At 72.2% G+C, this 23154-nt stretch carries 20 protein-coding genes; 7 read left to right on the top strand and 13 right to left on the bottom strand.

Annotated elements, in window-relative coordinates:
* Window positions 1–108: 108 nt before the first annotated feature.
* Window positions 109–1032, bottom strand: coding sequence for a tRNA (adenine-N1)-methyltransferase (locus tag AB0C84_RS42250; protein WP_361077518.1), 924 nt, complete (start codon window positions 1030–1032; stop codon window positions 109–111).
* 62 nt (window positions 1033–1094) lie between these two features.
* Window positions 1095–2276, bottom strand: coding sequence for a site-2 protease family protein (locus AB0C84_RS42245; RefSeq protein WP_258939889.1), 1182 nt, complete (start codon window positions 2274–2276; stop codon window positions 1095–1097).
* Between the two features lie 193 nt (window positions 2277–2469).
* Here AB0C84_RS42245 and AB0C84_RS42240 point away from each other — a divergent pair, with 193 nt between their 5' ends.
* The 5 genes from AB0C84_RS42240 to AB0C84_RS42220 all read left to right on the top strand — a co-directional run bounded on the left by AB0C84_RS42240 (window position 2470) and on the right by AB0C84_RS42220 (window position 9061).
* The gene (locus AB0C84_RS42240) at window positions 2470–3384 is read left to right on the top strand and encodes a PD-(D/E)XK nuclease family protein (RefSeq protein ID WP_218905884.1); all 915 of its coding nucleotides are present in this window, start codon (window positions 2470–2472) and stop codon (window positions 3382–3384) included.
* A gap of 96 nt (window positions 3385–3480) precedes the next feature.
* Complete coding sequence (locus AB0C84_RS42235) at window positions 3481–4704, top strand: sensor histidine kinase (RefSeq protein ID WP_361077515.1); 1224 nt, start codon at window positions 3481–3483, stop codon at window positions 4702–4704.
* Between the two features lie 109 nt (window positions 4705–4813).
* Complete coding sequence (locus tag AB0C84_RS42230) at window positions 4814–5494, top strand: response regulator transcription factor (protein ID WP_258939891.1); 681 nt, start codon at window positions 4814–4816, stop codon at window positions 5492–5494.
* Window positions 5495–5735: 241 nt separating this feature from the next.
* Window positions 5736–6563 carry an ABC transporter ATP-binding protein gene (locus tag AB0C84_RS42225; protein WP_179841732.1) on the top strand — a complete coding sequence of 276 codons (828 nt, stop codon included), beginning with the start codon at window positions 5736–5738 and terminating at the stop codon, window positions 6561–6563.
* Entirely contained in the window at window positions 6560–9061 is a 2502-nt protein-coding gene (locus AB0C84_RS42220; RefSeq protein ID WP_361077511.1) for an FtsX-like permease family protein, read from the top strand. Before AB0C84_RS42225 ends, AB0C84_RS42220 begins: the two co-directional genes overlap by 4 nt.
* 94 nt (window positions 9062–9155) lie before the next feature.
* Here the strand turns inward: AB0C84_RS42220 and AB0C84_RS42215 are convergent, their stop codons facing one another.
* From AB0C84_RS42215 to AB0C84_RS42185, 7 genes are all read right to left on the bottom strand, one after another.
* Window positions 9156–10220: an ABC transporter ATP-binding protein gene (locus tag AB0C84_RS42215; RefSeq protein ID WP_361077526.1), complete on the bottom strand. Its 1065-nt coding sequence runs from the start codon at window positions 10218–10220 to the stop codon at window positions 9156–9158.
* Between the two features lie 98 nt (window positions 10221–10318).
* Window positions 10319–11386, bottom strand: a complete 1068-nt coding sequence (locus tag AB0C84_RS42210; RefSeq protein WP_258939893.1) for an ABC transporter ATP-binding protein — start codon at window positions 11384–11386, stop codon at window positions 10319–10321.
* Window positions 11386–12399, bottom strand: coding sequence for an ABC transporter permease (locus tag AB0C84_RS42205; RefSeq protein ID WP_361077508.1), 1014 nt, complete (start codon window positions 12397–12399; stop codon window positions 11386–11388). Before AB0C84_RS42205 ends, AB0C84_RS42210 begins: the two co-directional genes overlap by 1 nt.
* Window positions 12400–12504: 105 nt before the next feature.
* Window positions 12505–14268 (bottom strand): ABC transporter substrate-binding protein, encoded by a 1764-nt coding sequence (locus AB0C84_RS42200; RefSeq protein WP_361077505.1) that lies wholly within the window; start codon window positions 14266–14268, stop codon window positions 12505–12507.
* Between the two features lie 44 nt (window positions 14269–14312).
* Window positions 14313–15305: an ABC transporter permease gene (locus AB0C84_RS42195; protein WP_361077503.1), complete on the bottom strand. Its 993-nt coding sequence runs from the start codon at window positions 15303–15305 to the stop codon at window positions 14313–14315.
* Window positions 15306–15735: 430 nt separating this feature from the next.
* The gene (locus tag AB0C84_RS42190) at window positions 15736–16164 is read right to left on the bottom strand and encodes a hypothetical protein (protein WP_361077500.1); all 429 of its coding nucleotides are present in this window, start codon (window positions 16162–16164) and stop codon (window positions 15736–15738) included.
* Window positions 16165–16371: 207 nt separating this feature from the next.
* Window positions 16372–17028 carry an HAD family phosphatase gene (locus AB0C84_RS42185; RefSeq protein ID WP_361077497.1) on the bottom strand — a complete coding sequence of 219 codons (657 nt, stop codon included), beginning with the start codon at window positions 17026–17028 and terminating at the stop codon, window positions 16372–16374.
* Window positions 17029–17208: 180 nt separating this feature from the next.
* Here AB0C84_RS42185 and AB0C84_RS42180 point away from each other — a divergent pair, with 180 nt between their 5' ends.
* Both AB0C84_RS42180 and AB0C84_RS42175 read left to right on the top strand, forming a co-directional pair.
* Window positions 17209–17670 carry a universal stress protein gene (locus AB0C84_RS42180; protein WP_179841739.1) on the top strand — a complete coding sequence of 154 codons (462 nt, stop codon included), beginning with the start codon at window positions 17209–17211 and terminating at the stop codon, window positions 17668–17670.
* A gap of 204 nt (window positions 17671–17874) precedes the next feature.
* Window positions 17875–18717: a PAC2 family protein gene (locus tag AB0C84_RS42175; protein WP_179841740.1), complete on the top strand. Its 843-nt coding sequence runs from the start codon at window positions 17875–17877 to the stop codon at window positions 18715–18717.
* A gap of 104 nt (window positions 18718–18821) precedes the next feature.
* On the opposite strand, the gene mshC is transcribed toward AB0C84_RS42175, so the two are convergent.
* The 4 genes from mshC to AB0C84_RS42155 all read right to left on the bottom strand — a co-directional run bounded on the left by mshC (window position 18822) and on the right by AB0C84_RS42155 (window position 22978).
* Entirely contained in the window at window positions 18822–20057 is a 1236-nt protein-coding gene (gene mshC, locus AB0C84_RS42170; RefSeq protein ID WP_361077494.1) for a cysteine--1-D-myo-inosityl 2-amino-2-deoxy-alpha-D-glucopyranoside ligase, read from the bottom strand.
* Window positions 20058–20135: 78 nt separating this feature from the next.
* Window positions 20136–21080, bottom strand: a complete 945-nt coding sequence (locus AB0C84_RS42165; RefSeq protein WP_361077491.1) for an ABC transporter permease — start codon at window positions 21078–21080, stop codon at window positions 20136–20138.
* 5 nt (window positions 21081–21085) lie between these two features.
* Window positions 21086–22054: an ABC transporter permease gene (locus tag AB0C84_RS42160; RefSeq protein WP_361077489.1), complete on the bottom strand. Its 969-nt coding sequence runs from the start codon at window positions 22052–22054 to the stop codon at window positions 21086–21088.
* 159 nt (window positions 22055–22213) lie between these two features.
* Entirely contained in the window at window positions 22214–22978 is a 765-nt protein-coding gene (locus tag AB0C84_RS42155) for an NRDE family protein (RefSeq protein ID WP_361077486.1), read from the bottom strand.
* Between the last annotated feature and the right edge of the window lie 176 nt (window positions 22979–23154).

The raw sequence follows: 23154 nt of genomic DNA, 5'->3' as shown, positions 1-23154 counted from the left end.
CGGGTTCGAGGTCCCGGGCGTGTCGTGGCACGGCGTTTGCCGAGTCCGGTGAAGAGGCTCGGACAGAATGTGATCTAGGTTGCGTTTCAACGTCCCGGCCTCGAGAGGTCAGGCCTCGGCACCGCTGGGCGGGGGCGCGGCGTCGCCGGGCGCGGGGTGGGCGCCCTTCGCTGGACGGCGGCGCCGGGCGGGCGGGGTCACCCCGTCGGCGAGGCGGCGCGCGGTGACGAGGAAGCCGGTGTGGCCGACCATGCGGTGGTCGGGGCGGACGGCGAGCCCGTCGACGTGCCAGGAGCGCAGCATCGTCTCGAAGGCGTAGGGCTCGGCGAACCGGCCGTGCGAGCGCAGGTCCTCGACGACCCGCGACATCTGGGTGGTGGTGGCGATGTAGGCGCAGACCATGCCGCCGGGCACGAGGGCCTTGGCGACGGCGTCGAGGGTCTCCCAGGGCGCGAGCATGTCGAGGACGACGCGGTCGACGTCGGTCTCGGCGAGGGCGTCCTCCAGGGAGCCGACGGTGAGGCGCCAGGCGGGGTGGGGCCCGCCGAAGAACTTCTCGACGTTGGCGCGGGCGATGTCGGCGAAGTCGGGCCGGCGCTCGTAGGAGGAGACGAGGCCGTGCTCGCCGACGGCGCGCAGCAGGAAGCAGCTGAGGGCCCCGGACCCGGCGCCGGCCTCGACCACGCGGGCGCCCGGGAAGATATCGGCCATCGCGATGATCTGGGCGGCGTCCTTGGGGTAGACGACGGCGGCGCCGCGCGGCATGCGCAGGGTGAAGTCGGCGAGCAGCGGGCGGAAGGCCAGGTACTCGGTGCCGCCGCTGGAGCGGAAGACGCTGCCCTCGGGGCTGCCGATCATCTCGTCGTGGGGCACCGAGCCCTTGTGCGAGTGGTAGACCTTGCCGGGCTGGAGGGTGATGGTGTTGATCCGGCCCTTGGGGTCGGTGAGCTGAACCTGGTCGCCGGGGCGGAACGGGCCGTGCGGGATGCGGCCGGGCGAGGGGGCGGGGCCGTCGGGTCGGGGTTCGCTCATGGAACTCAAGGCTAGCGGCGCGCGCGGGCAGGTCGGGCCGCCGCGGCGGCCCGCGGGGGCGGTCAGATGCCGGCGAAGGCGCGGTCGACGTCGGCGACCGCGAGGACGCCGTAGACGCCTCCGTCGGGCTCCACGAGCAGGTACTCCGAGGCGGGGGCGCGCCGCAGCGCCTCGACGAGCTCCTCGCCGGACAGGTCGGCGGGCAGGGTGAGGCCGTCGCCGATGCCCCGCGACAGGTCGCCCGCGCTGACCCAGGGGCGCCGGTGCTCGGGGGTCGCGGTGACGGCCTTCTCGCTGACGAGGCCGAGGGGCCTGCCGTCGTGGTCGGCGATGACGATGGCGCCCGCGTGGTCCTCGCGGGCGCGGCGGACGGCCTCGGCGAGCGGGACGTCCGCGGTGACGAGGGTGGCGCGGCGGGCGAGGCGGCGCGCCGACAGCAGCGGGATGCGGTCGCGGACGCGCTCGGCGCGGATGGACTGGGTGGCGCCGACCCAGATGAAGGACGCGACCAGGGCCGACCAGAGCAGGGCGAGCCAGCCGATGCCGCCGCCCTCGCCGGTGTTGTAGGTGGCCAGGTAGGCGCCGGCGACGAGGCAGGCGATGGCGACGCCGCGGCCCACCCAGCCGGCGAAGACGCCGCCGCTGCGGCTGCGTCCGGTGACCTTCCAGACGACGGCGCGCACGAGGCGGCCACCGTCCAGCGGGAGGCCGGGCAGCAGGTTGAACAGCCCGACCAGGAGGTTGGCGAAGGTCAGGGCCTCGACGAGCAGCAGCGCGACGTCGGGCAGGGGGAGGAAGGCGTGGACGAGCAGGCCGATCCCGGCGAGGACGAGGTTCACCAGCGGCCCGGCGAACGCGATGAGGAACTCGCGGCCGGGGGTGGGGGCCTCGCGCTCGATGGAGGTCTCCCCGCCGAGGATGTGCAGGGTGACCGAGCGCACGGGTAGGCCGAAGACGCGCGCGGTGACGGCGTGGCTCAGCTCGTGGACGAACACCGAGCCGTAGAGCAGGACGGCGTAGGTGAAGGCGACGAGGTAGCTCAGCGGGCGGCTGACGACGCCGTCGACCTGGCCCTCGAACATGACGGTGACGAGGACCGCGACCAGGAACCAGCTGGGCGAGACGTAGACGGGCACGCCGAACAGGCGGCCCATGAGCAGGCCGGGGCGTGCGGGGCGGTCGTCGTCGGGACCGCGGCCGCCGGCCGGGGTCCTGTCCTCGGTCGGGGGCGCGCTGTGTGTCACGCCCCCGATGCTACGGCCCCGGCGGGGGTGCCGGTCCTCCGCCGGGCCCGCGGCGGCGGTGCGGGATTTCCGTCGGGGGTGTCACCTACGCTGCTGTGCCATGACGACGACCGAGGCGGGCAGCACCGAGGCCGGTGGTATCGAGGCGGGCGGCACCGACGCGGCGGGCGGGGCGTCCGTGCCGCCCGCGCGCATGCCGGAGGCGGGGGACGCGGCGGTGGTGGTCGGGTCGTTGTCGCCGTCGCGGGCGGGCGATTTCATGACGTGCCCGCTGCTGTACCGGTTCCGGGTGATCGACCGGATCCCGGAGCGGCCGAGCGCCGCGGCCGTGCGGGGAACGCTGGTGCACGCGGTGCTGGAGCGGCTGTTCGACCTGCCGACCGGGGCGCGCACGCCGGCGGCGGCGCTGGAGATGCTGGCGCCGGAGTGGGACCGGCTGCTGGAGGAGGAGCCGGAGCTGGCCGAGCTGTTCGAGGACGGCGCCGACGGCGAGGCCGAGCACGCCGAGTGGCTGGCGCAGGCGCGGCGGATGGTCGAGCGCTACTTCACCCTCGAGGACCCGCGCCGGCTGGAGCCGGCCGAGCGCGAGCTCTTCGTGGAGACGGTGCTCGACTCCGGGCTGAAGCTGCGCGGGTACATCGACCGCGTCGACGTGGCGCCCAGCGGCGACGTGCGGATCGTGGACTACAAGACCGGGACGGCCCCGCGGGCCGACTTCGAGGCGCGGGCCCTGTTCCAGATGAAGTTCTACGCGCTGGTGCTGTGGCGGCTGCGCGGCCGGGTGCCGCGGCTGCTGCAGCTGATGTACCTGGGCAACGGCGAGATCCTGCGCTACGAGCCGGACGAGGCCGACCTGCGCGCCACGCAGCGCAAGGTGGAGGCGCTGTGGCAGGCGATCCGGCGGGCGATGGAGACCGGCGAGTGGCGGGCGCGCGCGGGGCGGCTGTGCGACTGGTGCGACCACAAGGAGCGCTGCCCGGAGTTCGGCGGCACTCCCCCGCCGCTGCCCGCGGCGCCGGTGAACCGCCCCTCCCCCGCCGATCTGGAGGAGGCACGGCGCGCGGACGCGCGCGCGGGGGTCGCGGCCCGGGAGCACGACGATCTCTAGTAGTGCCCCCGGAGCGGCCGGGTCATCCTTGGGGAGGACCGCGGATCCGCGTTCAGGAGGGCTCAGGACCTGCCGCGGCCTCCTAGGGTGATTGTCGTGTCACCCCGCATCCGTGGTCTCCACGCCGTCCGCGCCTGGCTGCACGCGCGCCCGATGGCGGCCGACGCGTTGCTCGCGCTCGGCGTACTGGCGGTGGGGCTGCCGCAGCTCTTCCTGGAGGAGCTGCCCACCGGCGACGGATTCGAACACTTCCGGCCGCCGGACATCTGGGCCGGGCTGTTGGTCGCCGCGGTGACGATGGCGCTGATGTGGCGCCGCCGCCATCCGATGCCGGTGCTGCTGTTCATCATCGGTGGCGAGCTGGTCATGGCGGTGGCGCAGTATCCGCCGTCGGTACCGGACGTCGTGGCGTTCCTCGTGGCCGTCTACAGCGTGGCGGCGCACCGGGGGCTCGCGCAGAGCGCGCTCGGCGGAGCGACGGCGTTCGTCTACTTCCTCACCTACCTGCTGGTGCTGCCGATATCGCTGGCACCGGAGGTGCTGATCACCGACTGCGCGCTGGTGATCGGCGTGTGGGTGCTGGGCCGCAACCTGCGGCTGCGCCGGGCGTACTTCGCCGAGCTGGAGGACCGGGCGGCGCGGCTGGAGCGTGCCCGCGGCACCGACGCGCGGGCCGCGCGGGTCGAGGAGCGGTCCAGGATCGCGCGGGAGCTGCACGACGTCGTGGCGCACCACGTGAGCGTCATGACCGTGCAGGCGGGCGCCGCGCGGCGGATCATCGACCGGGACCCCGGCAGCGCGCGCGAGGCGATGTCGACGATCGAGGAGGTCGGGCGGACCGCGCTGAGCGAGATGCGGCGGATCGTCGGCGTGCTGCGCACGGACCGCGATCCCGAGCGGGCGGGCCGGGAGCTGGCGCCGCAGCCGGGCCTCGGCGACCTCGGCGAGCTGCTGGAGCACGTCCGGGAGACGGGCCTGTCGGTGCAGCTGTGGATGGAGGGCGAGGCGCGGCCGCCGTCCCCGGGCGTGGACGTGGCGGCGTTCCGGCTGATCCAGGAGGCGCTGACGAACACGCTGAAGCACGCGGGGCCGCAGGCGCGCGCCTGGGTGCGGCTGTACTACGGCGACAGCGACCTGACGGTGGAGATCGAGGACGACGGGCGCGGGACGGCGACGTTCATGGCCGACAACGGGGACAATCCCGGGCACGGTCTGGTCGGCATGTACGAGCGGGTCGCGCTGTACGGTGGCGAGTTGAAGATCGGGCCGAGGGTCGGCGGCGGGTTCGGCGTGCGGGCCCGGTTCCCGCTGGAGCCGTGAGCCGCGCGAGGCCGTAGGTTGGGCAGGAGCGCCGCGGACGCGGCGGTCACGGTGAGGCGAGGAGCGCGACGATGAACGGTCCGGGACGGCGGCCGGCGGTGGCGGCCCGATGACCACGGTGCGGGTGCTGCTCGTCGACGACCAGCCGCTGCTGCGGACGGGGTTCCGGCTCATCCTGGAGGCGGAGGCCGACATCGCCGTCGTCGGGGAGGCCGGGGACGGCGCGGCGGCGGTGGAGCTGACCCGGTCGCTGCTGCCGGACGTGGTGCTGATGGACATCCGGATGCCGGGGGTGGACGGCATCGAGGCGACCCGCCGGATCATCCGGGAGGGCGCGGCCTCGCACGACCCCAGGGTGCTGATCCTGACGACGTTCGACCTGGACGAGTACGTCATCGAGGCGGTCCGGGCGGGCGCCAGCGGGTTCCTGCTCAAGGACTCCCCGCCCGAGGACCTGGTGCAGGCGATCCGGATCGTGGCGGAGGGCGACGCGATCGTGGCGCCGTCGGTGACGCGGCGCCTGCTGGACAAGTTCGCCAACCGGCTCCCCGCCGTGCGGGACGCGGCGCCCCCGCCGGGGCTGGACACCCTGACCCAGCGGGAGCGCGAGGTGCTGTCGCACGTGGCCCGCGGCCAGTCCAACGCCGAGATCGCGGCGGAGCTCGTGGTGAGCGAGACGACGGTGAAGACGCACGTGGGCAACGTCCTGGCCAAGCTCGGCCTGCGGGACCGCGTGCAGGCCGTGGTGTACGCGTACGAGACGGGGCTGAGCAGGCCCGGGCAGAGCTGACGCGCGGGGCCGGGGGGCCGACCTCAGGGGCGGTCCCTGAGGCGCCCCTGGCTTTCGGCATCGGAGGCCTACTCCGGTAGGACGACGGAGGGCGGGCTTCTCCTGCCGTGGGTGGACGGGCAAGTCCGTTCCTGGGGTCCAGGAAACCGGTTTGTTCGACTTCTAGGGTTTTGGGAGTCGGATCGCCGGGGGCACGACGCGGTCCGGACGCATTCCTGCTCACTCACCCACGGGAGTACACGTGACGAACACCGCCCCATCGACCGCCGGCGCGCCCGCGCCCGGGGCGGGCGACTTCGCCGCTCGAACCCAGCAGATCGCGAAGGTGTACGGGCGCGGCGACGCCCAGGTCGTCGCGCTCGACACGGTCACCGTCGGCATTCCCCGCGGCCGGTTCACCGCGATCATGGGCCCCTCCGGATCCGGCAAGTCCACCCTGATGCACTGCATGGCGGGGCTGGACTCGGTGGACTCCGGGGCGGTCTTCATCGGGGACACCGATCTGACCCGGCTCAAGGACAAGCAGCTCACCCGGCTGCGCCGCGACAAGATCGGCTTCATCTTCCAGGCGTTCAACCTGGTGCCGACCCTGACCGCGCTGGAGAACATCACGCTGCCGATGGACATCGCGGGCCGCAGGCCCGACCGGGAGTGGCTGGACTCGGTGATCGACACGGTGGGGCTGCGGCCGCGGCTCAAGCACCGTCCCACCGAGCTGTCGGGCGGGCAGCAGCAGCGGGTGGCGTGCGCCCGCGCCCTGGCGTCCCGCCCGGAGATCATCTTCGCGGACGAGCCGACCGGGAACCTGGACTCGCGCTCGGGCGCCGAGGTCCTCGGCTTCCTGCGCGACTCGGTGCGGCGGATGGGCCAGACCATCGTGATGGTCACCCACGACCCGTCCGCGGCCGCGTACGCCGACCAGGTGCTGTTCCTGTCCGACGGGCAGATCGTCGACACCATGACCGAGCCGACCGCCGAGCGGGTGCTGGAGCGCATGAAGGGCTTCGACGCCGGCGGCCACGACACCCGTCCCGCGGACGCGGCCGGATCCGGGGTGTCGGCGCGATGATGGGCAAGGTCACGCTCCGCAACCTCGCGGCGCACAAGATCAGGCTGGTGCTGACGGCCGTCGCGGTGATCCTCGGCGTCGCGTTCGTGGCCGGCACGCTGATCTTCACCGACAGCATGAACAAGCAGTTCGACGAGCTGTTCAGCCGGATCGGCACGAACGTGGCCGTCGACGTGCGGGCCAAGAAGGTCGTCGAGGGCGACGACGACGGGATGGCGGCGCAGCCGGTGCCGGCGACCGTGCTGAAGACCCTGCGGGGCATCGACGGCGTCAAGGACCCCAAGGGCAACGTCAGCGGGTACGCCGCCGTCGTCGGCAAGGACGGGAAGATCGTCGGGACGGCTCAGGACGGCCCGCCGCAGTTCGGAACGAACTGGTCGACGGGCGGGACCTACGACCTGGCGTCGGGCCGCGCTCCGCGGGGGCCGGACGAGGTCGTCATCGACGCCAAGACCGCGGAGAAGGGCAAGCTCGCGGTCGGCGACACCACCCGGGTCATCACCGCCGGCCCGCCCGTCCGCATGCGGATCGTCGGGCTGGTCGACGCCGGGAACCTGATGGGCGCGACCCTCACCGGGTTCGACACCCCGACCGCGCAGCGGCTGATGCTGAAGCCCGGTTACTTCAGCGACATCGAGATGGGCTCCACCGGCCCGTCCCAGGCGGAGCTGCGCGACCGGGTCGCCAAGGCGCTGCCGCAGAACCTGGAGGCCGTCACCGGCGAGAAGCTCCGCGAGGAGTCCAAGAGCGACATCGCGACGATGATGAGCTTCTTCCGCACGTTCCTCCTCGTGTTCGCGCTCATCTCGATCTTCGTCGGGTCGTTCATCATCTTCAACACGTTCTCGATGCTGGTCGCGCAGCGCACCCGCGAGCTGGCGCTGCTGCGCGCCATCGGCGCCGCCCGCGGCCAGGTGACGCGGGCGGTGATCGGCGAGGCCGTCGCGGTCGGCGTGGTCGGCTCCACCCTCGGCCTCGCGGCCGGCGCGGGCCTGGCGTCCCTGCTGCAGAGCCAGATGGGCGACGCCGGGCAGGGCGGGCTGACCTTCACCGCGACCCCGGTGATCTGGTCGTACGCGGTGGGCATCGTGGTGACGGTCGTGTCGGCCTACTTCCCGGCCCGCCGCGCCGCGAAGATCCCGCCGGTGGCGGCGATGCGCGACGACGTCGCGCTGCCGCAGCGGTCGCTGCGGATCCGGATCGCGCTCGGCTCCCTGCTCACCCTCGTGGGCGCGGGCCTCATCGGCGCCGGCCTCGCCGGGGCCGGCGGCAACCCGGCGGTCCCGGTGGGCGTGGGCGCGTTCGCGGTCTTCATCGGCGTCGCCATGCTCGCCCCGGTGATCAGCGTGCCGGTGATGAAGGTGCTCGGGGCGCCGTTCGCGCGGCTGATGGGCTCCCCCGGGCGCCTCGCGCGGCAGAACGCGCTGCGCAACCCGCGCCGCACCGCCGCGACGGCCGCCGCGCTGATGATCGGGCTGGCGCTGATCACCACGGTCAACGTGCTGGGCGCGACCATGCGGGCCTCGATCGACGAGCAGGTCGACGCGCAGTTCGGCGCCGACTACCTCGTCGAGGTGCAGGGCGCGGGCGCCGTCAGCGCCGACGCCGCGCAGAAGGTCCGGGCGACCCCCGGGGTCGCCGCCGCGTCCCCCACCTACGAGGGCGACGCCAGGATCAACGGCAAGAAGGCCTGGTACATGTCCGGCGACGCGGCGGTGATCGCCAAGGCCGCCAAGCTGAAGATCACCTCCGGTGGCAGCGACATCGGCGACGCCGGGATCATGGTGGACGAGGGCACCGCGAAGGCCCGCGGATGGAAGGTCGGGGCCGTGGTCCCGGTGCAGTTCACCGACGGGCGGACCGAGCGGCTGACGCTGGCGGGCGTGTACGCCAAGAGCGATCTGATCGGTCCCCGCCTCATCTCCCAGCAGGCGCACCTGCGGCACACGCTGAAGCCGGCCGTGACCTCGGTCGTGGTGGACGCCTCCGCGCCGTCGGCGGCGACGAAGGGCGCGCTGGAGTCGGCGCTGAAGGACTACCCGAACCTGAAGGTGTCCGACCAGGCGTCGCTGAAGGCCGACGCCCGCAAGCAGGTCGACGGGCTCGTGACGTTCCTGACGATCCTGCTGGTGATGTCCGTCATCATCGCGGCCGTCGGGGTGATCAACACCCTGGCGCTGTCGGTGATCGAGCGGACCCGGGAGATCGGGCTGCTGCGCGCGATCGGGATCTCCCGGCGGCAGCTGCGCCGCATGATCCGGCTGGAGTCCATCATGATCGCGGTCTTCGGCGCCGTGCTCGGCATGGGCATCGGGGTGGCGTTCGGCGCGGCGCTGCAGAACGCCCTCGCCGACAAGGGCCTCGGGGTCCTCGCCGTCCCGTACGCGACCCTGGGGATCTACCTGGTGGTCGCCGCGGTCATCGGTGTGCTGGCGGCCCTCTGGCCGGCGTGGCGCGCGGGCCGGATGGACGTCCTCAAGGCCATCTCCACAGAGTAGCCCCGACCGTACGGCCATGAGGAAAGGCCCGGTCCCCCTCGCGGGGGCCGGGCCTTTCCTCATGCGCGAGATGCGCGAGGCGCGCCTGGCTGCGCTACTCCACGGGCTCCGCGTCGTCGGCCGGGACCGGGTCGGCGGCCGGCGCGGCGGGCGTCACCGCGGCCTTGGCGACCGCGTCGGTCGCGCTGACCGTGGTGTTCTCCGGGAAGTGGCAGGCCGCCTGGTGACCCGGGCTGAGCTCGACCAGCGGCGGCTCGACCTGCTTGCAGATGTCCTGCGCCTTCCAGCAGCGGGTGTGGAAGCGGCAGGCGGGCGGCGGGTCGAGCGGGCTCGGCACGTCGCCCTGCAGCCGGATGCGCTTGCGGTCCCCGCGCTCGCTCGGGTCGGGGATCGGCACCGCCGACAGCAGCGCGTTGGTGTAGGGGTGCATCGGCCGCTCGTACAGGTCCGCCCGGTCCGCCACCTCGACGATCTTGCCGAGGTACATGACGGCGACGCGGTCGGAGATGTGCCGGACGACCGACAGGTCGTGCGCGATCACCACGTAGGTGAGGTCGAGCTCGTTCTGCAGGTCCTCCAGCAGGTTGACGACCTGCGCCTGCACCGACACGTCCAGCGCCGACACCGGCTCGTCCGCGACGATCAGCTTCGGCTTGAGGGCCAGGGTGCGGGCGATGCCGATGCGCTGCCGCTGACCGCCGGAGAACTCGTGCGGATAGCGGTTGTAGTGCTCGGGGTTGAGCCCGACCAGCTCCAGGATCTCCTGGACGGCCTTCTTGACGCCCTGCTTGGCCTCGAGGTTCTGCAGCCGGAAGGGCGCCCCGACGATCGCGCCGACCGTCTTGCGCGGGTTCAGCGACGAGTACGGGTCCTGGAAGATCATCTGAAGGTCCCGGCGGAGCGGCCGGAGCCGCCCCTGCGACATCGTGGTGATGTCCTGGCCCTCAAAAGTGATCTTGCCGAAGCTCGGGTCCAGCAGCCGCATGATCATCCGGCCGGTGGTGGACTTGCCGCAGCCCGACTCGCCCACCAGCCCGAGCGTCTCGCCCTTGCGGACGGAGAACGACACGCCGTCGACGGCCTTGACCGCCGCGACCTGCCGGCGCAGCAGCCCCGCGGTGACGGGGAAGTGCTTGCCGAGGTTCTCCACCTCCAGCAGCGGCTCGCCGTCCCGCGCGGGGCGGGTCTCCGCGGCCGGACGGGTCTCGTCGGCCGGGGTCTTCGTAGTGTTCACAGTCTCGTTCCCACCCGTGCTCGTCACAGCTTCGCCCGGATCTCGTCGTTCCAGATCTGCCGCTTCTTCTCCAGTGGGAGATGGCACGCCGCCTTGTGGCCCGGCTCGGCCTCGACCAGCTCGGGCCGCTCGGTCGTGCTCTTGTCCCCGTTGAGGTCACTGTAGGGGCAGCGCGGATGGAACGCGCAGCCCGACGGCACGTTGATCAGGCTCGGCGGCGAACCCTCGATCGGCATCAGCCGCTCCGAGCGCTCCCGGTCCAGCCTCGGCATCGAGCCGAGCAGGCCCCAGGTGTAGGGGTGCAGCGGCTGGTGGAAGGCGTCGTCGACCGACGCGTACTCCACCGCGCGTCCCGCGTACATCACCAGGATGTCGTCGGACAGCTCGGCGACCACCCCGAGGTCGTGGGTGATCATGATGACCGCGGAGTTGAACTCCTGCTGCAGGTCCCGGATCAGGTCCAGGATCTGCGCCTGGACGGTCACGTCCAGCGCCGTGGTCGGCTCGTCGGCGATCAGCAGCTCGGGGTCGCAGGACAGCGCCATCGCGATCATCGCGCGCTGCCGCATGCCGCCGGAGAACTGGTGCGGGTAGTCGTCCACCCGCTTGTCCGGCTTCGGGATGCCGACCTTGCCGAGCATGTCGACGGCGTGCTTGCGGGCCACCGACTTGGACACGTCGTTGTGCACCCGGTAGGCCTCGACGATCTGCTGGCCGACCGTGTAGAAGGGGTGCATCGACGACAGCGGGTCCTGGAAGATCATCGCCATGTCGCGGCCGCGGAGCCGGCGCACCTCGGTCTGCGAGGCGCCGACGATCTCCTTGCCGTCCAGCCAGATCTCCCCGGACACGTCGGCGTTGCGCCGGTTGTGCAGGCCGAGGATGCCGAGGCTGGTCACGCTCTTGCCGGAGCCCGACTCGCCCACGATCCCGAGCGTGCGGCCGCGCTCCAGCTGGAACGACAGCCCGTCGACGGACTTGACCAGGCCGTCGTCCGTCGGGAAGTGGATCTTCAGGTCGCGGACCTCGAGGAACGCGCTCGGGGCCTCGCCGGTGCCCGCGGTGTCCGCGGCGGGCGCGGTGCCGGTCATCAGCCAAGCCTCACTCTCGGGTCGACGATCGCGTACAGCATGTCGACGATCAGGTTGATCACGATGATGGAGGTCGCCGTGAGCAGCGTCACGCCGAGCACCATGGGCAGGTCGCCGCCCCGGATCGAGCTGATCGCCAGCTGGCCCAGCCCCGGGATGCCGAAGGTGTTCTCCGTCAGGACGGCGCCGCCGAGCAGCAGGCCGAGGTCCAGGCCGAAGATGGTGAGGATCGGCGTCAGCGAGGCGCGCAGCGCGTGCTTGGTGACGACGGTCTTCTCCGACAGGCCCTTGGCGCGGGCGGTGCGGATGTAGTCCTCGTTCATCGTCTCCAGCATGCCCGCTCTGGTGAGCCGCGCGTACATCGCGGCGTACAGGAACGCGAGCGTCACCCAGGGCAGGACCAGCGCCTGGAACCAGCTCACCGGATTGGAGGTGAACGGGGTGTAGCTGCCGCCGCCCGGGAAGATCTTGAGTGTGTAGGAGAACAGCGCGAGCGAGACCAGGCCGGTGAAGTAGATGGGCAGCGACACGCCGCTCAGCGCGATGATCATCGCCGCCCGGTCCCAGACCGAGCCTCTGCGCAGCGCCGACAGCACTCCGGTGGCGATGCCTCCCACGAGCCAGACCAGGGCGGCCCCGAGGGCCAGCGACAGGGTCGCCGGGGCGCGGTCGACCAGCGTCTCCAGCACGGGCTGGCTGCTACGGAACGAGTAGCCGAGGCACGGCGCCGGGCAGTGGTCGGTCACGGGACCGGCCTTGTAGTCCTTGCCGACGGCGATGGCCTTGACGTAGTTGCCGTACTGGACCACGACGGGCTTGTCGAGGCCGAGCCGCTCCTTGGTGTCCTGGATGGCCTCGGCGGTCGGCGCCTTGCCCACGTAGGACGCCGCGATCTGGTCGGTCGTCTGTCCGGCGATCTTGGGCAGCCAGAAGAAGATGCCGAAGGTCACCATGCTGACCAGCAGCAACATGACGACGGCACCGATGAGGCGCCGGATGATGTATGCGAACACAATGCTCGGCCCGACCCGCCGGCCGGCGGGACCTGTGGGTCCCGGACCGGCCGGCGGGCGTCGCCTTCACCTGCCTTCAGCTGGACGCACGGACGAAGCGGAGTGTCACTCCACGCCCATGTTGAGGTAGTCGTACATTCCGCCGTAGTAGTAAGTGATGCCCGCGTTGGTCACGCGCTTCGGCCGGTACATCAGGGCCTTGGCGTAGATCAGCGGGACCTCGGCGGCGGTCGCCATGACCGCCTTGTCGACCTCACCGTAGGCCTTCAGGCGAGCGGCCTTGTCACCGTTGGAGATCGCGTCGTCGAGCCCCTTGTTGACCTTCGGGTCGTTGAGCTCGGCGAGGTTGTTGCCGCCGGACGGCTTGATCGCCGCACCGTGCACGATCTGCGAGAGGAAGCCGTAGCCGGTGGGCCAGTCGGCCGCCCACGCCATGATCATCATGCCGACGCCGTGGTCGTGGACGTACTTCGGCACGCCGACGTACTTGTTGAAGTAGTCGCCGGCCGGGAACTGCACGATGCTGACCTTGATGCCGACCTTGGCGAGGCTCTGCTGGATCGCCTCGGCCATCGCGACTTCCTTCGGCCGGTCGGACCGGGCCGAGATCTTGGTGCTGAAGCCGTTCGGCTGGCCGCAGGCCTGCAGCTCCGACTTGGCCTTGGCGAGCGTGGCCTGGTCGAGGCCACCGCCCTCGGCCTGCTTCTGGGGGAACAGGTCGAACTTGGTGTACCCGTCCACCGACGGCGGCAGCACGGTGGTGGCGATGTCACCACCGGCCAGGGGGCCTCCGTAGGCGGTCTGCGCGGCGACCTTGTCGGTCGCGTACTGCACGGCCGTCCGGCAGTGGATGTTGTCGAGCGGCTTGACGTTCACGTTCAGCGACATGAACCGCAGGAAGCCCTGGACGGGGTTGTCGACGTACGGCTTCTGCTCGGGGGTCAGCACCTTCGGCTGGGTCCCGGCCTGGACGCCGACGCCGGTGATGTCCATGTCCAGCGCGCCGGCCAGCTGCCGCTGGTCGATGTCGTCCGCGTTCTGCTTGACCTGGACCTCGATCTTGTCCGGCAGCGCCTTGCGGAGCGGGTCGGTGCTCTGGTTCCAGTTCGGGTTGCGCGACAGCGACATCGACTTGCCGCGCGTGTAGTTGTCGATCTTGTACGGACCGCTGGAGACGATCGCGGACTCGTACTTCGTGCCGGTGTCCTTGGCCTTGGGCACAGGGATGGACTGCGACATCGAGACCAGGTAGTCGAATTCCTGGAACGGCTCGTTCAGGTGGAAGATGATCGTCTGGTCGTCGGGGGTCTCGATGGACTTCAGACCCTCGTCGCTCTTGTCGTCGTACGGGCCCTTGTAGGCGGGCTTGTTGTCGACGAGGTACTGCTTGAAGTACTTCGGCCCGAGCTGCAGTTCCTTGGTGTAGTTGCTGCGCTCGATCGCGTACTTGACGTCCTTGGACGTGACCGTGGTGCCGTCGTCGTACTTGACGCCGGTCCGCAGCTTGTACGTCCAGGTCTTGCCGCCGTCGGTGGACTGGCCCATGTCGGTGGCCAGGTCAGGAACGATCTCGAGGCTCTCCTTGCCCGCGGCCGCCTTGGCCGTGGTCAGACCGCGGCCGTAGAGACGGGCGAAGTTCTGGGAGAACGCGTAGTAGGTGTTGCCCGGGTCCGGCGAGTCCCAGTCGTCGGAGTCGGCCAGCTTGAGCGTGCCGCCCTTCTTGTCCGACTTGTTGACGACCTCGTTCACGCCGGCGTTGTACCCGGGGCCGCTCCCCGAGCCTCCGGATTCACCGCCGCCGCAGGCGGCGAGCCCTGCGGCCGCGACCACACCGGCCGCGAAGACCGCAATTGGTCTCATCTTGTTCATGTGCAGGCGCACCCCTTCAATTAGACGGGTCGGTTGAACCCGAGTCACTTGGCCCGAGGGTCGAGAGCGTCCCGCAGCCCGTCACCGAAGAGGTTGAAGGCGAGGACGGTGATGAAGATGGCCATACCGGGGATGATCATGTACGCGGGGTCCGAGGAGTAGATCGGAACCGCGAGCGTCAGCATGGCGCCCCACGAGGGCGTCGGCGGGATCACTCCGACGCCGAGGAACGACAGCGCCGCCTCGAACAGGATGTTGGTCGGGATCAGCAGGGTCGAGTAGACCAGGATCGGGGCGACCAGGTTCGGCAGGATCTCCTTGAAGAGCACGTAGGAGTTGCGGGCGCCCAGGCTGCGCGCGGCGTCGACGAACTCGCGTTCGCGCAGCGAGAGCGTCTGGCCGCGGATGATGCGGCCGATGTAGGGCCAGTTGAAGAAGCCGATGACCACGACCAGCACCGAGATCCGCAGGCCGTTGCCGTTCATGCCGAACGCGCCGTCGGAGACGACGCCGACCAGCGCGATCGCGAACAGCAGCAGCGGGAAGGCCAGGAAGGCGTCCATGGCCCGGCTGATCAGGTAGTCGACCCAGCCGCCGAAGTAGCCGGCCACGATGCCCATGACCGTCCCGATGACCACCGAGAGCAGGGTGGCCAGGAACGACACCAGGAGCGAGATCCGGGCTCCGTGCACGATGCGGGCCAGCAGGTCGCGGCCGGTGCCGGGCTCCACGCCCAGCAGGTGCTCGCCGCTGATGCCCGTGTGCCAGATCCCGGACTTCGGCCGGTTGTAGGTCGGGTCGATCAGGTTCTGGTGGTACGTCAGCGGGTTCTGCACGAAGTACGGACCGAAGATCGCGATCAGGATGAGCACGAGCACGATGACCGCGCCGGTCAGAGCGACCTTGTCCCGCTTCAGCCGCATCCAGGCGATCTGCCCGAGTGAGCGTCCCTGGATCTTCTTCCGGTCGACGCCGACGAGAACAGCCTCCGGCTGCGCCTCGCTGTCGGACCCGGTCACCTCTATGGGTGCGGCCACGCTCGATACCTCCTACCGTCCGGCCACTGGTTCGGCCATGCCGCCGGCGAGTGACCGGCGGTCGCGGAGATCATCCGCTGCCCCCGCGCCCGTTACGCCGCGTTTGCTGAAGGGAAACGTAGTCCTTCGGGCACGACTGTCCATCCGTGAAGCGTCCTTCGGAAGTACCCGTATCTGACTTGTGATCTCGTCGTCATCTGGGCAACACGCGTCCGCGCACCACTTCGGACAAATCGCCCGAATAGTACGTTCGGTGGAGACCTGCCCGGCACCTCCGGGGGGGTCCGGAACAGCAAGCTTTACCGTACTGAGTCCGATCTGAGACTGATCGTCCGCAGGTCAGGGCCGGGACGCGCAGAAACGGCGGGCCGGGACGTCCGCTTCGGGACGTCCCGGCCCGCCGTGTGACGCGTGCGGCGGCCGCGCGGCGTCAGGAGATGCCGCGGTCGCGGAGGATCTTCTCGATCTCCGCCATCTCCGGGTCGCCGCCCCCGGGCGCGGGCCCCTCGACCCCCCGCTTCGGCTTGGCGGCGCGGCCCGCGGAACGGCGCCCCTCGCCGCCCTCGGCGGCCTTGCCGCCACCGCCGGCGCCGGCGCGGCGGCTCAGCATCGCTCCCGACGCCAGGTAGAGCATCACGGCCAGGCCCGCCACCGCGACGCCCGCCCACTTCACCGGGCTGAACGCCAGGTCGACGAAGAACTCGGTCACGCCCGTCATCGCCGCCGCCAGCGGCACCAGCGACAGGGCCGCGCCGCGCAGGCCGGTGCCCGCGCCCCGGCGGCGGTAGGCGCCCCAGCTGATCACCAGACCGACCAGGGTCACCCCGAGACTGATCGCGAATATGGCTGCGTCGCTCATGCCGGCCCCTCATTCCGTGCGGCGGTGCTCTCTCCATCGTCACACGCGAACCGCCGGACCTGCTCCTTCTGGCGGACGGTTCCCGTCCGGGACGATCTCCTCCTGCGGCGGGATCCGCCCCCTAGGGGCCGCCCCCGCGGGTACCGGCTCCCAGGTATCAGGTCACGGCCGGGCAACGAGCAGGCGGCGGGACGGGCGCCCCCGATCTCAGGCGACCAGCGAACGCAGCCGCTCCAGGTCAACCTCGCGCAGCGAGGCGACCACCGTCCGTCCCGGCGCGGGAGGGATCGGCAGGAGGCCGGGGACGGCGACGGTGACGCACCCCGCCGCCTCCGCGGCCGCGACGCCGTTCGGGGAGTCCTCCAGGACCACGCAGCGGGCGGGGTCGGCGCCGAGCCGGGCGGCGGCGGTCAGGTACGGCTCGGGGTGGGGCTTGGTCCGGGCCACCTCGTCCCCGGCGACGCTGAGCGCGAAGTGCTCGCGGCCGACCGCCTCCAGCACCGGCTCGATCAGCCGCCGGTGGCTGGAGGACACCAGGGCCGCCGTCACCCCGGCGGCGCGGACCTCGGCGAGCAGCTCCTTGGCGCCGGGCATCATCGGGACGCAGGTGCCGAGCCGCTCGACCATGCCGTCCAGCATCCGCCGGCCGACCTCCTCGCGGGGCGCGTCCGCCCCGGTCAGCTCCAGCATGTAGTCGACGGCGAGGTAGAGGGAGCCGCCGACCAGCCGCTCCTGGTGGGCGGGGCTCCACTCGCCGCCGAGCCACGCCATGACCTCCGACTCCACCTCCAGCCAGACGCGCTCGGAGTCGATGAGAAGGCCGTCCATGTCGAACAGCACGGCGTGGGGGCCGGCACCAGTCACAACTTTCCTCACAGGTCGCACGAGCAGGGAAACCACCCTATCCATGCGATCAAGGGACACTCCGGCCGGTGCCCCGCCGGACGGGCGGCGCCTCTTGGACGGGGTGTGCAAGAGACGGTGACGGATGGGACACCGGACCGATAGCGTTCCGGCAGTGACTACCAACGGGTAAGGAACGGCATGAGCGCGTACCGCACCATCCTCGTCGGCACCGACGGCTCCGACTCCTCGTTCCGCGCGGTCGACAAGGCCGCGCAGCTGGCCGCCGCCACGGGCGCCACCCTCCTGCTCGCCTCCGCCTACAGCCCCATGCCCGAGCGCGAGCGCGCCAGCGCCTCCGACCGGCTCGGCGACCTGGCCTACAAGGTGCAGGGGTCCACCCCCGCCGACGACGCGCTGCGGGCCGCGCGGGAGCGGGCGGTCGCCGCCGGCGCCACCGACATCGAGCAGGAGGCCGTCGAGGGCGACGCCGTGGACGTGCTGTCGAAGCTGGCGAAGGAGCGCCCCGTCGACCTCATGGTGATCGGCAACCGGGGGCTCAACAGCCTCGCGGGCCGCATCCTCGGCTCCGTCCCGGCGAACCTGTCGCACCGCGCCTCCTGCGACGTGCTCATCGTGCACACCACTCCGCGCGGCAAGTGACGCCGGTCTCCCGCGGCCGGTGACCCGATCGTGACCCGGGTTCCGCCGCGGGCGTACAGGGCGGGGTCTGGCTTCCGGAGGGGTGGGGTACGTCATCGTCAGGACGTAGGCTGACAGCCACCGATCATGAGCGGGGCCCCCGACCCCCGGGAATGACGGCCCCCGTCGGTGACGCTGTACCTGGGCGTCGAAAGGAGGCAGCGCGTGGTCGAGCTCGAAAGCGTGCCGGAACTCGTCGATCCGGTGCTCGTGGCCGCCTTTGAGGGGTGGAACGACGCCGGGGAGGCCGCCAGCGGGGTGATCGCGCATCTGGAGTCGACCTGGGAGGCGGTGCCCATCGCCGAGCTCGATCCGGACGACTACTACGACTTCCAGGTCACCCGCCCCATCGTGGAGATGAGCGACGGCGAGACCCGCGGCATCACCTGGCCGACGACCCGCGTGTCGTGGGCGCGGCTCCCGAACGGCAAGGACGTCGTGCTCCTGCACGGGATCGAACCCAACATGCGGTGGCGGTCGTTCTGCCGCGAGCTGGTCGGGCTGATGCTGGAGCTCGAGATCCGCAACGTCGTGCTGCTCGGCGCGCTGCTCGCCGACGCCCCCCACACCCGGCCGGTCCCGGTCACCGGCGCCGCGTCCGAGGCGGGCCTGGTCAACACCCTGAACCTGGAGCCGGCCCGCTACGAGGGGCCGACCGGCATCCTCGGGGTGCTCCAGGACGCCTGCGCCAAGGCCGACCTCGACACCGTGTCGCTGTGGGCGGCCGTCCCGCACTACGTCGCCCAGCCCCCCTCCCCCAAGGCCACCCTCGCGCTGCTGCGCCGCGTCGAGGACCTCCTCGACGTCACCGTCCCGCTCGGCGAGCTGCCCGAGGAGGCCCGCGCCTGGGAGCACGGCGTCAACGAGCTCGCCGAGGAGGACTCGGAGGTCGCCGAGTACGTCCGCACCCTGGAGGAGCAGAAGGACGCCACGGAGCTGCCCGAGGCGAGCGGCGACGCCATCGCCCGCGAGTTCGAGCGCTACCTGCGCCGCCGCGACCCGGGCTGAGCGTCACGCCGCCGCCCCCCGCTGGGACGGCCTCCACCCCCGCTGAACATGCGAGCGCCGGCGGGCCCGCCGAGACGGGCCCGCCGGCGCTTTTTCAGGCGGAGCTAGGGCCGGAGCGCGACGCCGAGGAGGGCGTCGACGATGGCGGCGGCCTGCGCCGGCGCGGCCTCGTCGGCGCCGTCGGCGGAGGCCCAGGCGTCCACGGCCGCCAGCGCGGCCGGGGTGCCCAGATCGTCGGCCAGCGCCTCGCGGACCGCGGCGGCCAGCGGGGCGGCGGGCGGTCCGGACGGGCGGGCCGCGGCGGCGCGCCAGCGGCCGAGCCGCGCGGCCGCCTCGTCGAGGGCGTCCGGGGTCCACTCCCAGTCGGAGCGGTAGTGGTGGGCCAGCAGCGCCGTCCGGATCGCCATCGGATCGGCGCCCGACTCCCGCAGCCTCGACACGAACACGAGGTTGCCGCGCGACTTCGACATCTTCTCGCCGTCCAGGCCCACCATGCCGGTGTGCACGTAGGCGCGGGCGTGCGGCCGCTCCCCCGTGGCGACCTGCGCGTGCGAGGCGCCCATCTCGTGGTGCGGGAACGCCAGGTCCGAGCCGCCGCCCTCGACGTCGAACGCCATGCCCAGGTACTCGATGGAGATCGCCGAGCACTCCACGTGCCAGCCGGGGCGCCCCTCGCCGAACGGCGAGTCCCAGCCGGGCTCGCCGGGCCGCCGCGCCATCCACAGCAGCGCGTCGAGGGGGTCGCGCTTGCCGGACCGGTCCGGGTCGCCCCCGCGCTCGGCGAACAGCGGCGCCATCTCCTCCCGCGTGAGCCGGCTGACCTGGCCGAACGCCGGATCGGAGGCGATGGGGAAGTAGACGTCGCCGTCCACCTCGTAGGCGGCGTCCCGGCCGCGCAGCTTCTCGATCATCTCGATGATCAGCGGGATCGACTCGACCGCGCCGACGTAGCGGTCGGGCGGCAGCACGCGCAGCGCGGTCATGTCGTCGCGGAAGAGCTGGATCTCCCGGTCGGCGAGCGCGCGCCAGTCCTCACCGGTCTGCCGGGCACGTTCCAGGAGCGGGTCGTCGACGTCGGTGGTGTTCTGGACGTAGTGGACCCGGTGGCCGAGGTCGCGCCACACGCGGTTGACGAGGTCGAAGGCCAGGTAGGTGTTGGCGTGGCCGAGGTGCGTCGCGTCGTAGGGGGTGATCCCGCACACGTACATCCTGGCGGTGTCGCCCGGGGACGTGGGGCGCGTCGTCCCGGTGCCGGTGTCGTGCAGGCTGAGGGGCCGGGTCGCGGCGGGGAGCCCCGCGTCGGACAGGCTGGGGACTTCGGAGGCGGGCCACGATCGCATACGGAAAGCTTATCCATGCGTACTTCGCGGCATGAATCCGAGATCGCGGCTTCCGCCGGACGGGCCCGCCCCGCCGCCTCAGCGGAGCCGGACGCGCGGGTCCAGCACCGAGTAGCCGATGTCGACCAGCAGGTTCGCGGCGACGACGAACGACGTCACCAGCAGCGTCACCCCGATGATGACCGGGGTGTCGCCGAGCGCGATGGACTGGTAGACGAGCTGCCCCACGCCCTGTAGCCCGAACACCTTCTCGGTGACGATGGTGGAGCCGACCAGCGCGCCGAGGTCGATGCCGAGCTGGGTGACGACGGGGGCCAGCGCCGTCCGCAGCCCGTGCCTGGCGATGACGCGACGCTCCGGCAGCCCCTTGGCCCGCGCCGTCCGCACGTAGTCCTCGCCGAGCGCGTCCAGCATCGCCCCGCGGGTGAGGCGCGTGTAGGTGGCGATCATGAGGAACGCCAGCGCGATCCACGGCAGGACGATCCGGCGCAGGAAGTGCTCCTGCAGCGGGGGCCCCGCCTCGAACAGGTGGACGGCGCCCCCGCCGAACCCCGCGGAGAACACGTGCAGCAGCGCGAGGGCCATCACGAAGGGCGGGGTGGACAGACCGATCAGCACGAACACGGTCGCGGCCCTGTCCCCCAGGCCGCGCGCCCTCGTCGCGCAGAGGACGCCGAGGAGCACGCCGCCGGCGAACCACAGGACGGCGGCGCCCGCCACCAGGCACAGCGTCGTGGGGAGGCGCTGGCCGATCAGGGCGGTGACCGGCATGCCGTTGATGTAGGAGTCGCCGAGGTCGCCGCGCAGCAGCCGTCCGGCGAACCGCCAGTACTGGACGAGGACGGGGCGGTCCAGCCCGAGGTTGCCACGGATCTGGTCGAGGGTGTCGGCGGTGGCTCGCGGGCCGCCGATGACGCGCTCCACCGGGACGGGCGAGACGTGCAGGAACACGAAGACCAGCGTGGCCGTCAGCCACAGCACCACGACCGCGTACAGCAGGCGGCGGAGGACGAACCGCGCCACGCCCCTCACCGCCCCCCGGGCGCGCGGTCGCCGCGCGGGTCGAAGGCGTCGCGGATGCCCTCGCCGAGCAGGTTGAACGCCAGCGTGGTCGCCAGCAGCAGGACGCCCGGGACGGCCAGCAGCCACCAGGCGGTCTGGAACACGTCGCCGCCCTCGCCGAGCATCGACCCCCAGCTCGGCGTCGGCGGGCGCACCCCGACGCCGAGGAACGACAGCGTCGCCTCGAACACGATCGAGGCCGGGACCAGCAGCGAGGTCAGCACGGTGACGTGCGCGGACAGGTTCGGCAGGACCTCGCCGAACATGATCCGCAGGTCGGAGGCGCCGAGCGCCCGGGCCGCCTCGATGAACTCCCGCCGCCTCAGCATGATCACCTGCCCGCGGATGACGCGGGCGACCGCGGCGAACGAGAAGAACGCGACGATGAGGATCGTCATGGTCAGGCCGGCGGCGACCGAGGAGATCTGGAAGGTGGTGGCCAGCACGATGGCCACCAGCAGGTACGGCAGGGCGAGCAGCATGTCCATGAGCCGGGCGAGCACGGTGTCCAGGGCGCCGCCCGCGAACCCGGCGAGCGTCCCGACCGCGGTCCCGGCGGCGGAGGCGATCAGGGCCGCGAGGACCCCGACGGCCAGGGAGATCCGCGCGCCGTAGGCGGCGCGGACCAGGACGTCGCGGCCGAGCTGGTCGGCGCCGAGCGGGAACCGAGCGCCCGGCCCGCGCGGCCGCCCTCCGGCGTCCAGGCCGGTGCCGGGGAACGTCGCGTCGTAGGGGTGGCCGGTCAGGTGCGCCCACAGCGGCGCCAGCGCCGCGAACGCGAGGATCAGCGCGAGGACGGCGAGCGCCGCGACGGCGAGCCGATCGCGGCGGAACCGGGTCCAGGCGAGCTGGCAGGGGGTGCGGCCGTCCACCGGCAGGGCCTCGTCCGGCGCCGTGCTCGGCCTGCGGGTCTCGACCTCGGTGTAGCTGCTCATCGCGCCGCCGCGCGTGCCACCGCTGCCATCCGCACTCCCCGTCTGCCGATGACCCTCCGCGGGCGGCCCAGCCCCGACGAAGATCGCATTAGGTAGTCAAACTAGCACCGAGCGTCATGTTCCGCAGCCGGAGCCGGCAAGTGGGCGGGACGCCGTCTCTCAGCGCACGCGGGTCCAGGCGCGCGGGTCCCCGGGGACAGCGGAGAAGTCGTACCGGAGGCCGGTCCGGCCGAGGGCGACGAGGCTGACGGAGGTGGTGCCCCACACGCGGCCGTCGCCCAGGTCGAGCAGGGGAAGCAGGGCGCGGTGGTCGGCGCGGGGCAGCCCGTCGCCGTCCACCAGCGGCAGCCACGCGCCCCAGGCCCGCTCCAGCGGGTCCTCCAGGCGCGGCTCGGGCCGCGGCGCGGCGGCCAGAAGCGGCCGGAAGTGCGCGAGCCGCGCCGCCATGTAGGCGTCCTCGGTCTCGCCCTCCAGCTGGCCCTCCCCCTCCAGCCCGCTGTTGACGATCATGTGCAGGCCCTCACCGAGCGCGCGCTCGGTGAGGGCCGTGCCGTCCCAGCTCCACAGCCGCACCCGGTCCGGTTCGGCGCCGACGAGGTGGAAGGGGTCGAACGCGGCGAGGTCGGGCCGCCCGAGCTTGCCGTCGGCGGCGACCCGCAGCGGCAGTTCGCCGCGCGAGGCCCGGCCGGCCTCGGGCGCCATCACGCCGCGGCCGTTCAGCACGACGGCGGCGCGCGGCGCGCCGGGGTCGACCGCGAGCCAGGTGCCGCCCGCGCGCAGGTCGCGGCCGCCGACGAGGCCGGGGCGGTCGGGCCAGTGCGGGCCGGGGGGCTCCCACGCGCGGGCGACGAACTCGTCGCGGACGCCCGCGAGGAGCACCGGGACCGGGGAGGACGGGTCGACACTGATGATCGCCGTGCACATGCCCCAATTGGAGCACTCCACCGAAATGCCGGACCCGGCGGGGGCGGGCCTAGCAGTACCTGTCTCGAAGTGCCCGGCCACGCGCGCGAACGCGTGACCTGCCCGGTGGAGCGAAGCCGGAGGCGAGCGGAACCGGGCAGATCGCGAAGCGATGCCGCGTTCGCCCAGGCCAGGTC

Origin of the sequence: Actinomadura sp. NPDC048955 (assembly GCF_040649435.1) — a bacterium.
GTDB classification, from domain to species: Bacteria; Actinomycetota; Actinomycetes; order Streptosporangiales; family Streptosporangiaceae; genus Spirillospora; species Spirillospora luteofluorescens.
The sequence above is the reverse complement of the archived record's forward strand: the minus strand, read 5'-3'. Positions and strand labels throughout refer to the sequence as shown.

Excerpts from the sequence above, each read along its gene's own strand:
- AB0C84_RS42220 (WP_361077511.1), top strand. The coding sequence starts at position 6,560 with ATGATGGGCAAGGTCACGCTCCGCAACCTCGCGGCGCACAAGATCAGG.
- AB0C84_RS42250 (WP_361077518.1), bottom strand. The coding sequence starts at position 1,032 with ATGAGCGAACCCCGACCCGACGGCCCCGCCCCCTCGCCCGGCCGCATC.
- mshC (WP_361077494.1), bottom strand. The coding sequence starts at position 20,057 with ATGCGATCGTGGCCCGCCTCCGAAGTCCCCAGCCTGTCCGACGCGGGG.
- AB0C84_RS42160 (WP_361077489.1), bottom strand. The coding sequence starts at position 22,054 with ATGAGCAGCTACACCGAGGTCGAGACCCGCAGGCCGAGCACGGCGCCG.
- AB0C84_RS42190 (WP_361077500.1), bottom strand. The coding sequence starts at position 16,164 with ATGAGCGACGCAGCCATATTCGCGATCAGTCTCGGGGTGACCCTGGTC.
- AB0C84_RS42200 (WP_361077505.1), bottom strand. The coding sequence starts at position 14,268 with ATGAACAAGATGAGACCAATTGCGGTCTTCGCGGCCGGTGTGGTCGCG.
- AB0C84_RS42180 (WP_179841739.1), top strand. The coding sequence starts at position 17,209 with ATGAGCGCGTACCGCACCATCCTCGTCGGCACCGACGGCTCCGACTCC.
- AB0C84_RS42155 (WP_361077486.1), bottom strand. The coding sequence starts at position 22,978 with ATGTGCACGGCGATCATCAGTGTCGACCCGTCCTCCCCGGTCCCGGTG.
- AB0C84_RS42210 (WP_258939893.1), bottom strand. The coding sequence starts at position 11,386 with ATGACCGGCACCGCGCCCGCCGCGGACACCGCGGGCACCGGCGAGGCC.
- AB0C84_RS42230 (WP_258939891.1), top strand. The coding sequence starts at position 4,814 with ATGACCACGGTGCGGGTGCTGCTCGTCGACGACCAGCCGCTGCTGCGG.
- AB0C84_RS42240 (WP_218905884.1), top strand. The coding sequence starts at position 2,470 with ATGCCGGAGGCGGGGGACGCGGCGGTGGTGGTCGGGTCGTTGTCGCCG.